The following is a 9,723-nucleotide window of genomic DNA, read 5'->3' as shown; positions in this document are numbered from 1 at the left end:
TTTGTGCCAATTGCAGACTTTTTCTATTGCAAACCCGAATGACTGCTCAGTATTTCAAAGCGGTCATTGTTTTCAATCTTTATCAAACAAGTCAGCAAACTTTCAACAATATAAGTAATGTAACCAAGAACTAATCAAGCACAAGATTTGAAAGAATGGTGCTTTTAGCCATCTTAGCGAAAAATACTTTGAATTAAAGAACATCAGTTAATTATGTCGCCTTCGTTACTAGGAAGGACGAGCATATTATGCTGACTTAAACTTGCTCTGTCGGCGTAATAAGCCCACGGATACCAATAATAAACTCAGTGGTAACAGTGATAAATAAAAGGCAGTTTGTCCATTAAAATTAGCGAAAGTGAACCCGGTAACAATAGAGCCTGTAGTACCACCCAATGCAGAAAAAACAACAATCAATCCTGTCATCGGGGCATGCTGTACCTTTGGAAGTGCACTCAAAATGACCGAGTTAATTACTGGGTAAATGGGTGCCATAAATAAACCAATTAAAGGAAACAAATAGGCCGCTAAAGGCGCATTAAATAAATTGACGTCAGCTGCGACTTCAACATTATTGGTAAGCGGCAAGGTTAACAATATCAATGCGGCCATACAGGCTAAACAAATATTTAATAACCAATACCAGCTGAGATGTTTTAACACTACACCGGCAGCTAAGCGTCCTATTGCTAAACTTGCAGCAAAAATACTGGTTAACTGAACACTTAATTGGTTAGGTAAGCTTAACACTTCATTATTAAACGTCGGTAACCAGCTACCAATACCTTGCTCGATAAGCACGTACAAAAACGCTGATAAAATAAAGACGAAAACTAAGGGGCGGTAAACTAATTTAATCATAGACACAAAATCTTGGACTGCATGACTAACCTTAGGCAAATCTAACTCAGGAAAGCGAGTGCTAAGAAGTAAAATGAGGTTTAACGCAGATAAACCTGCCAGCCACCAATAAACTTGCAACCAATCAGCTGACTGCGGTGCGGCTGGATCCATAAAAGCGGCAAAGACCCAATAACCACTTAGCACGCCTACCATAAAAAAACCTTCAATGAAATTGAGTAGCGAAGCATGCTCAGCATTCGTTCGCGTTACCACACCAATACTGGCATATACCGATACTTTAACTAACGCAAAACTAGCACCAACTGTTAAAAACAATAATTTTGTCGTTAAAAATGCCGGCAACAATGGCATAGCTAAACAAGCAAGTGTAACCAAGCTAACACCAATAAGCATTGCGTTTTTGTATCCAAGCCGAGGTAACCAAGCTGCAATTAAAAAGGACACAATGGCTATTGGGATATCTTTGAATCCTTCTAGCGCGCTAGCGGCTTCTTTACTAATTTGATATGTGTGGATCACCTGCAAAATGACGGTGCCTACGCTGTTTAGCAAAATTGCAAAAACAAAATAGGTTAGTAGTAGTGCCAATTTAATTCTTAAGGTTGCCATATTTTTATGCTCTTTATTAGGCTATGCCTGTCGGCAGCAGTAGGTTTTTACCTTGTTCTTCGTGACTATACAATGTTTCAATTACAAATTGCAATCGATTGCAAAAGCAAATTAAATGGGTGTATAGTGCCATTCTCGCTCGTTGTAACAAGGAACACTGATGACACTTCGTAATGATTTAATAAATGCTCTTGGCGTTGCTGAATGGCAATTACCCGATCTTAGCTATAACCCTGAGCTGCATATGTTAAAAGAAACGCTGTTAAGTTTGGGTAATGGTTATATTGGTAGCCGGGGGAGTTTTGATGAAACTTTACCAAATGGCGTTAATAATTGTGAAGGAACCTATTTAAATGGTGCGTACAGCAGTGAACCCATCAATTATGGGGAGAGCGCCTTTGGCTTTGCTCGTAATAACCATAAAATGTTGCAGGTAGCTAATGGTAAAATATTACAACTCACTGTAGATGATGAAAAAGTCACCATTATTGGTGCTACCGAGCATCAAAGACAACTAGATTTGCAAACAGGTGTGCTTCATCGAAAATGGCAGTGGCAAAGCCAAACAGGTAAAAAATTACAATTACAAAGCCGTCGCTTTGTCTCTCAAGCAAACCCACACTTAATAGCCATTGAGTTCAGTGTCACTGCACTCAATTTTGATGGTGATATTCAATTGGCAAGTCTGCTAGATGCCGGTTACCCTGGTTTTCAAAAGAAAGACGATCCTCGTGTCGGAGTAATGTCGATAGCGGATAGTCTCAGCTTATTAGAACAACAAAGTGATTCAGAGCAAGCAGTAATGTTACACCAAGCACATGGTAGCACCTGTAAAGTTGCAGCTGCGATGAACCATCAGCTACCAGATAACGCCAAGTGGTTAGCTAACGAAACAACCGAGCAATGCATCAAGCAGCAATTTATGTTAAGCCTTAAGCAAAATGAGACTTTAACATTACATAAGTTTGTAGTGTATTGCGATAACAACGATCAAGTGAGTAACAGCAAGCTTTATGAAAAAATAGGTAAGATCCTAAAAGAAGCTTGTTCAAAAAGTTTTGCCAGCTTGTTGTCGGAGCATCAGGATTATTGGTCTAATTTCTGGCAACAAGCTGACGTCAAAATTGCCGGTGATGACGCCCTGCAACAAGGGATACGCTTTAACTTATTTAGCTTAGCGCAATCAGCCGGTCGCAATGGCAAGAGCAATATTGGAGCTAAGGGTTTAAGCGGCCCTGGTTATGATGGCCACTATTTTTGGGACACCGAAATATATGTCGTGCCCGTATTAAGCCTGACTCAACCCGAAACAGCTCGTCAACTACTCTGTCATCGTTACAGCCAACTTGATTTTGCTCGCGAGCGAGCTCAACAAATGTCGCATAAACAGGGCGCATTATATCCATGGCGTACCATTGGTGGCGAAGAATGCTCTGCATATTTCCCCGCAGGGACTGCCCAATATCATATTAATGCTGCTATCGCTTATGCGATTCGAAGCTATTACTTGGCCACCGCAGACAGCCAATTTATACGTGATATGGGTGCTGAAATGCTTTTAGAAACTAACCGGTTATGGTTAGAGCTTGGCTTTTTCAATCCACGCCAGAACGACAGGTTTGAAATTCATCAAGTTACCGGTCCAGATGAATATACTGCGATTGTTAATAATAATTTCTACACTAACGCCATGGTGCAATTGCAATTAGAATTCAGTTTGCAGATTTTTGCCGAATATCCAGAGTTGGCTAAGAAATTTGGTCTCACCGAAGCAGAACTCCACACATGGCAACGCGCTGCAAAAAATATGTACTTACCTTACGACAACGAATTAGCCATTCAAGCACAGGACGATAGTTTTTTAACTAAAAAGCCATGGGATTTTTCAAACACACCAAAAGATAAATACCCATTGTTGTTAAACTTTCATCCTTTAGTTATCTATCGCCATCAGGTTCTAAAACAAGCTGATACCGTGTTAGCAAATGTATTACTAGATAATCGTGTTAATGCAAAGCAAAAGGCTCGTGATCTAGCTTACTATGAACCTTTGACCACTCATGACTCCAGTCTCTCCAGCTGCATTCATAGCATCGCTTTTGCTGAAACGGGTAACATCGAGCGCGCTCATGCATTTTTTGGTGATTCTGCCAGAATGGACCTCGATAACCATCATGGCAATACCGAAGTTGGTGTTCATATCGCGTGTATGGCCGGTAGTTGGTTATCTTTGGTTATGGGATTTGCTGGCTTAAGAGTTCGCACTACAGGCTTGTATTTTTCTCCACAATTACCCAAGGACCTTCCAGCATTGGAGTTCCGACTTTGCTATGTAGGCCGTATTATTAAAGTTAGTCTCACTGCTTCGCAAGCCTCTTATCAGTTAATCTCGGGTGAGCCTTTAACTCTTCATCATGTTGATCAAGCTTTTCAACTCAGCGCAACGGCAACAGTGCAATTTGCTATAGGAGGTTAATATGCAGATCCGAGCAATTATTTTTGACTTAGATGGGGTTCTAACAGACACCGCACATTATCATTTTCAAGCTTGGCAAGCTTTAGCGCATGACTTAAGCATTCCCTTTACCGAGCAAGATAATGAACAATTAAAAGGAGTCGATCGACTTGGCTCACTCCGCTGGATATTGCAAAAGGTGGGTAGAACACTTAGCGAAGCAGAAGAAACTCGATTGATGCAACAAAAAAATGAACACTACTTAAAACTTATTGAACATATGGGCACAAAAGATTTATTCCCAGGCGTGCAAAGTCTATTTACGGAATTAAAGCAACTGAATATTAAAATTGGTCTTGCGTCAGCCAGTAAAAATGCGGGAATGGTTGTAGAACGTTTGGGCATTGCAGCGCAGTTCGATTTTATCGCTGATGCTAATTACGTGAAAAATAGTAAACCTGATCCTGAGGTATTTCTGCTAGCGGCTAAAGGGTTAGGTGTTACACCTGAATATTGTATAGGTGTAGAGGATGCTGTAGCTGGTATCGAGGCAATTAATCGAGCAGGTATGCGTGCTATCGGAATTGGTGATAAAGAGCTTCTGAGTGATGCCTTAATCGTCTACCCAAGCATCGACGCGCTGAACCTAGCTGATTTACAAGCACTATAAACAAACTAAACGACACGTTTAGCCTGTGAGCATTCAACTTTATACAAAGATGAAGAAAAACAGGCTTAACGTGGTTAAAAAGAGCAGCAATATTATAAGGTTTGTTTTTGGAGACGCTGAGTTGACTGACGTTTAATCAGCTTAACGGGTAGCAATTGCGATGTAACTTTAAAACCTTCCATTTGTTTTAATAACTTATCTACCAATAACTGGCCACCTGCATAGGTATTCTGTTTCACCGTAGTCAATGAAGGGGTGCCATAAGCAGACATGGCGATGTCATCAAAACCCACAATAGCAACCTGTTGAGGTACATTTATACCATGCTCTAACAATGCCTTCATTGCCCCCATGGCAATTGCGTCACTGGCAGCAAAAATACCCTCTAATTTATTAATCTGCTGAAATAAAGCTTGCTGAGTTTGCAGGTAACCTGCTTGCGCCGTAAAGTCTGTATTGAATTGTAAACCTTCCTCTATTTCAATGCTTGCGGCCTGTAAAGCGTCTTTGTAACCGAGGTATCGCATTTCTATTTCTGTGTGGCGAATATCGCCTAAAAACGCGATCCGCTTACATCCCTGCTCTATTAAGTGAGCAACGGCCAAATGCGCGCCTTGACGGTTGTCACTTCCAATGACAGGAAATGTTTCTGCACCCGTTGCAGCCCCCCATACTACGAAAGGGACACCTGCGGATGCTAATTGCTCAACCCGATCGTCATGCTCGCCTTGGCCAATCACAATTAATCCATCGGCTCGTTTTGAGTCATAGTAATAATTACGCCAATCTTTATCAGTGGTTTTACTGGTGCTTAACAGCATATCGTAACCTTTAGCTGTTAATTCATCGGCTATAACACCCAATAAATCAAGTAAAAATGGATCGCTAATTGCTTGTTGAGTTTTTGAGTCAAATAAAATTATGACTGCGATCGTATTGCTTTTTTGAGTACGTAAACTGCGCGCTGTGGCATTCACCTTGAACTGGTGTGAAGCCGCAATTAACTGAACTTTTTCACGCGTTTTAGCGTTTATCACCGGGTTGTCGCGCAAAGCTCTAGAGGCGGTGGATTCAGACACCCCTGCCAACTTAGCAATATCAGCCAAGGTCATCACTTTTACCGCTTTTTTCATCACTTCTATCCGTTCTTTTATCGGGTATTCATTGTTACTGTTTCAGTGAGCATAATGCCTTATACCCTCATGAGGAGCAACGGCAGTCTAAGGTCTGCTATATCTAAACCTTTATTTATACCAAATAAATCTATGCAATCGACTGCAAAATCAACTAACAGCGTATTGCAATCGATTGCAAACTATCTTAAGGTAAGTTCTGCGAGGCAACACATTAAAAATATAGCCCGCGTTTCTAACAACAGGACAGGAGATTCATAATGGCGTTACAGCTCAATAAAATTACCGCTGCCATGGTATTGCTGTTTAGTTTACCGGCCGTTGCTCAACAAAGCAGCGAGACCGCACCAGCTGAACAAAATACACAGAACAACCAGATTGAAACGATCATCGTCACTGGTAAAGCCAGCGGTATGAGTGGTTTAAAAGTTGATACTAGCTATGCTGTAACCAATGTTTCAGCAGAAAATATTACCCGGTTAGCGCCAAAAAGCACTGCCGAATTATTTACTGTTGTTCCTGGTGTTTGGGCTGAAAGCTCAGGTGGCGTGGCAGGTGCAAATGTATTTGTTCGTGGTTTCCCTAGTACAGGTGATGCACCATTTCTGACTATTCAGCTAAATGGAGCGCCTATTTTCCCACCACCAACTTTATCGTTTCTAGAAAACTCGTCAATTTTTCGTCTTGATGAAACTATTCATTTTATGGAAGCGCTTCGCGGCGGTTCAACTCCTGTACTGTCAAATGGACAACCCGGCTTAACAACAAACTTCTTACTCAAAGAAGGGGGGGATGTTACAGAAGGACTCGTTAAGTTTTCGACATCAAGCTATGGTTTACGACGGGTTGATGGCGTGATCAGCGGTGAAATTGCCAATGACTTATTTGTTATGGCAGGAGGTTATATAAGTAGTTCAGAAGGCCCTCGTGAAGTCGGCTTTAATGCAGAAGAAGGCCATCAATTCACTGTTAATGTCACTAAGTTATTAGATAACGGCAAAATTAATTTTTATACACGTCAAACCGATGACAGCGGTGTTTGGCATTTACCGGTTCCTATCAATGTTGCGGGTGTTGATAACAGTTACAGTCAAATTGGACCGAACAATCGCTTAGGAAGCATTGCCTATGGCCCTGACAACGACAAACAAAGTTATGACTTTGGTGATGGCCGAGGCTGGAAAGGCGGTATCACGGGCGGTACAGTTGATTTAGATTTAACTGATAGCTGGCGTTTAATGTACCGTTTTAGCCATATTGCAGGCGAAGCAAACACCTTTGGCTTGGTGCCCGAAGGAGGTGCCACAACATTGGGGAATGTTGCTGGTATTAATGGCCCAGTCACCGGTGCTGTCAGTGGCAATACTTACAATAATGATACTCAAGTACAACAAATTGGCCGCTGGGTCGTGTTAAAAGATATTGAAGCTTTTACTAACGATATTGCTTTTAGCAAGACCACTGACAATGCAGTTTTTACGCTAGGCTATTACGCCACTAACTTCTCGGTACAAGATTGGTGGTCTATTGGTAATCAGCAATGGCATGTTGTTGAAAAAGGTGGCGAAGCATTAATCGGTATTGACTGCAACGATTCACTCTCTAGCTGTACCTGGAATTATGATATTGATGCCACCGGTGATGGTGATACCAGCGCGTTTTACGGTGCAGTTGAATATCAATTAAATGAAGAGTGGCGAGTTGATGCAGGCTTGCGTCGCGAAAATCACAAAATTACTTATGTTGTTGACGAAGGTTTGACCGGCGCTATTAGCAAAGCCGTTGACTATGACGAATCAGAAATTGCATGGACTACTGGTGTTAACTGGATGTGGCAACCGAACATGGGCATGTTCGCTCGCATCAATAAAGGCAATAAAATGCCATTCTTTGATGACTTCCGAGATAACTTCGGTGCGTTTGAAAGTGGCGACAACTTGATTAAAGAAGTAAGCCAATACGAACTAGGTTACAAGTGGGCTGAGAAAAATTACAGTTTATATGTAACAGGTTTTGCAAATGAAGTTGAGGGTGAATTATTTGTCTCTCGCCCAGGTGCACCTGCTGAAGTGTTAACAACAGAAGCGCTAGGTATAGAAGTAGACGCCAATTACCGTTCAGATAATGGCTTTGCTATCAACCTAAACGCCACCGTTCAAGATACTGAAATTACGAATCATCCCGACTTAAACATAATAGGCAAACAAGCAATTCGACAACCAGAATGGATGTTAAGAATGACGCCTAGTTACGGTTTTGAAGTGCAAGATATGTATGCAACGGTATATGGCACTTTAGCAAGTGTGGCAGACCGTTTTGGAGACAATGCAAATACCGTTAAGCTTGAAGGCTACACAAAAATTGATTTAGGCGTGCAACTTGAAATTACCGAGCAGCTTAGAGCGCAATTTGCAGTGAGCAACTTAACGGATAAAGACGGTATTACGGAAGGCGATCCGCGCTCAGCAGGTAGCCCAAATGGGCGCTATATTATGCCTCGCAGTGTTGAGTTTAGTATTACCTACAGTTTCTAACACCTCCCTCGTGTTATTTGTATTGCCCTTGATTAACTCAAGGGCTTTTTTGTTTTGAAAAGCTTCAATTCACTAATTGCATCCGGTAGACCTCCGCCACCTCGCCGGTTAGTGCCAAATGGAGGCATTTCACTGGGCAATCAGCAAAGATCTTTTTGCAGTTCATAGCAATCTCTGCTTTACCTAATATCAAGTTTGTTCGACGATTTTTGCTTGCTTAACCATCTTAAACAATCTCGAACCTAAGCTGTGCCTTCACCTTTCCGATAGCGTAAATTTAGATTCCGGCTGCAGATTATCTTACATTGGCGATTTGGAAGCACTTAGAACGATAAACGCACGCCCACGTTCACCGTCGTGATTTTCCCGTACTCGTAGCCTGTGACCAGTGCGATGTTTGGTAGGAAATGCCAGCGTCCGTTCAAACCGATCAGAACGTCAGATTCGAAGGGATCTTTTCCGCTGGACGCGATACCACCTACCGCGGTGTAACGCACATGGCCCTGCAGATGCAAAGTCGGCGTTGCTGTCCAGATAGCGCCAATCTCCGCACCGATGCCGCTATCGTTAGCGTCGACATCTAGATTAAAACCTTCAGCGCGCGCATCCTTGAACTCGAGCTGGTCAAGGCTTAGCCGACCGTAGTAAGCCAACGTTTGCGAAACAGGGTATTGATAACCAACACCAATGCGCCAACGTTCCACGTCGTACTCACCTGTTACAGTGCTGGTGCCGCTGCGTATTTCAAGCTCTTGGCCAAGTGATGCATACTCGCCAAACAGGTGCATCTGATTTCCGAACTGCCATGCCCCACCAATAAATCCACCGCCATCAGCATCGCTTTCAAGATCGAGTGGGATATTCCCAGTGACCGCTGCGGATGTCTCAATGTCGTTGACAAAGCCGCCGACAATACCGCCCTCGATGTAGGTAAATCCGATATCGCCCGCACGAGCCATCGCGGGACCAGAAAAAGATAACGCAATCATTGCCATGATCATTCTGTGTTGCTTCAACATTTTTGTATCCTTAATTCTGAATTATCGGAGGTTTGGTTCGACTTACTATAGATCATAGATCGGTAAAACAAACGCCTAGCCCTCGATTGATAGATAAAAACAGTACTTTAAAATTGAGCTAAGTGAAAAATAGTCAATCGCATATAAAGTGCCATCCATTTGCAAGTGTTTGTAGTCAATGGAGCTGCAAGTCATAGCTGAAGGCGTTGAATCAGTAGCGCAGCGCGTATTATTACAGAGTATGGGGTGTCGCAACTATCAAGGTTATCTTTATGGAAAACCTTGTCAAATACGACAGCTGAAAATTTGAGCGTCATTTGAGTTGTTTATCGAGATAATGCTGAACTACGTATCTGCAATATTATGGATAGGGGTCATTCAAACATCCAAAATCGCGCGTGGAAAATATCCGATTTTCGCTCTTTCCGGTAGGTGCCAA

7 protein-coding genes are annotated in these 9,723 nt (G+C 42.3%); 4 read left to right on the top strand and 3 right to left on the bottom strand.

The annotated features are described in order from the left end of the window. Positions 1-246 precede the first annotated feature (246 nt). Positions 247-1,473: a sugar MFS transporter gene (locus tag NWQ57_RS16290; protein WP_306023223.1), complete on the bottom strand. Its 1,227-nt coding sequence runs from the start codon at positions 1,471-1,473 to the stop codon at positions 247-249. A 160-nt stretch (positions 1,474-1,633) separates the two neighbouring features. On the opposite strand from NWQ57_RS16290, the gene NWQ57_RS16285 reads away from it, so the two are divergent. Both NWQ57_RS16285 and pgmB read left to right on the top strand, forming a co-directional pair. Further along, complete coding sequence (locus NWQ57_RS16285; RefSeq protein WP_306023222.1) at positions 1,634-3,949, top strand: glycoside hydrolase family 65 protein; 2,316 nt, start codon at positions 1,634-1,636, stop codon at positions 3,947-3,949. Position 3,950: 1 nt separating this feature from the next. Continuing rightward, positions 3,951-4,598, top strand: coding sequence for a beta-phosphoglucomutase (gene pgmB, locus NWQ57_RS16280; RefSeq protein WP_306023221.1), 648 nt, complete (start codon positions 3,951-3,953; stop codon positions 4,596-4,598). Between the two features lie 92 nt (positions 4,599-4,690). Here the strand turns inward: pgmB and NWQ57_RS16275 are convergent, their stop codons facing one another. Next, a complete protein-coding gene (locus NWQ57_RS16275; protein ID WP_306023220.1) occupies positions 4,691-5,731 on the bottom strand; it encodes a LacI family DNA-binding transcriptional regulator in 1,041 nt (346 codons plus the stop codon). Positions 5,732-5,991: 260 nt separating this feature from the next. Here NWQ57_RS16275 and NWQ57_RS16270 point away from each other — a divergent pair, with 260 nt between their 5' ends. After that, positions 5,992-8,265 carry a TonB-dependent receptor gene (locus tag NWQ57_RS16270; RefSeq protein WP_306023219.1) on the top strand — a complete coding sequence of 758 codons (2,274 nt, stop codon included), beginning with the start codon at positions 5,992-5,994 and terminating at the stop codon, positions 8,263-8,265. Positions 8,266-8,588: 323 nt separating this feature from the next. Here the strand turns inward: NWQ57_RS16270 and NWQ57_RS16265 are convergent, their stop codons facing one another. Next, on the bottom strand, positions 8,589-9,284 hold the full coding sequence (locus tag NWQ57_RS16265) for a hypothetical protein (RefSeq protein ID WP_306023218.1): 696 nt from the start codon (positions 9,282-9,284) through the stop codon (positions 8,589-8,591). Between the two features lie 178 nt (positions 9,285-9,462). On the opposite strand from NWQ57_RS16265, the gene NWQ57_RS16260 reads away from it, so the two are divergent. Beyond that, positions 9,463-9,594 carry an EAL domain-containing protein gene (locus NWQ57_RS16260; protein ID WP_306023217.1) on the top strand — a complete coding sequence of 44 codons (132 nt, stop codon included), beginning with the start codon at positions 9,463-9,465 and terminating at the stop codon, positions 9,592-9,594. The last annotated feature ends 129 nt before the right edge of the window (positions 9,595-9,723 follow it).

This window comes from Paraglaciecola sp., assembly GCF_030730205.1.
GTDB lineage: Bacteria > Pseudomonadota > Gammaproteobacteria > Enterobacterales > Alteromonadaceae > Paraglaciecola.
The sequence above is the reverse complement of the archived record's forward strand: the minus strand, read 5'-3'. Positions and strand labels throughout refer to the sequence as shown.

Coding starts and splice junctions, on each gene's coding strand:
- NWQ57_RS16290 (WP_306023223.1), bottom strand. CDS start 1,473: ATGGCAACCTTAAGAATTAAATTGGCACTACTACTAACCTATTTTGTT.
- NWQ57_RS16285 (WP_306023222.1), top strand. CDS start 1,634: ATGACACTTCGTAATGATTTAATAAATGCTCTTGGCGTTGCTGAATGG.
- pgmB (WP_306023221.1), top strand. CDS start 3,951: ATGCAGATCCGAGCAATTATTTTTGACTTAGATGGGGTTCTAACAGAC.
- NWQ57_RS16275 (WP_306023220.1), bottom strand. CDS start 5,731: ATGAAAAAAGCGGTAAAAGTGATGACCTTGGCTGATATTGCTAAGTTG.
- NWQ57_RS16270 (WP_306023219.1), top strand. CDS start 5,992: ATGGCGTTACAGCTCAATAAAATTACCGCTGCCATGGTATTGCTGTTT.
- NWQ57_RS16265 (WP_306023218.1), bottom strand. CDS start 9,284: ATGTTGAAGCAACACAGAATGATCATGGCAATGATTGCGTTATCTTTT.
- NWQ57_RS16260 (WP_306023217.1), top strand. CDS start 9,463: ATGGAGCTGCAAGTCATAGCTGAAGGCGTTGAATCAGTAGCGCAGCGC.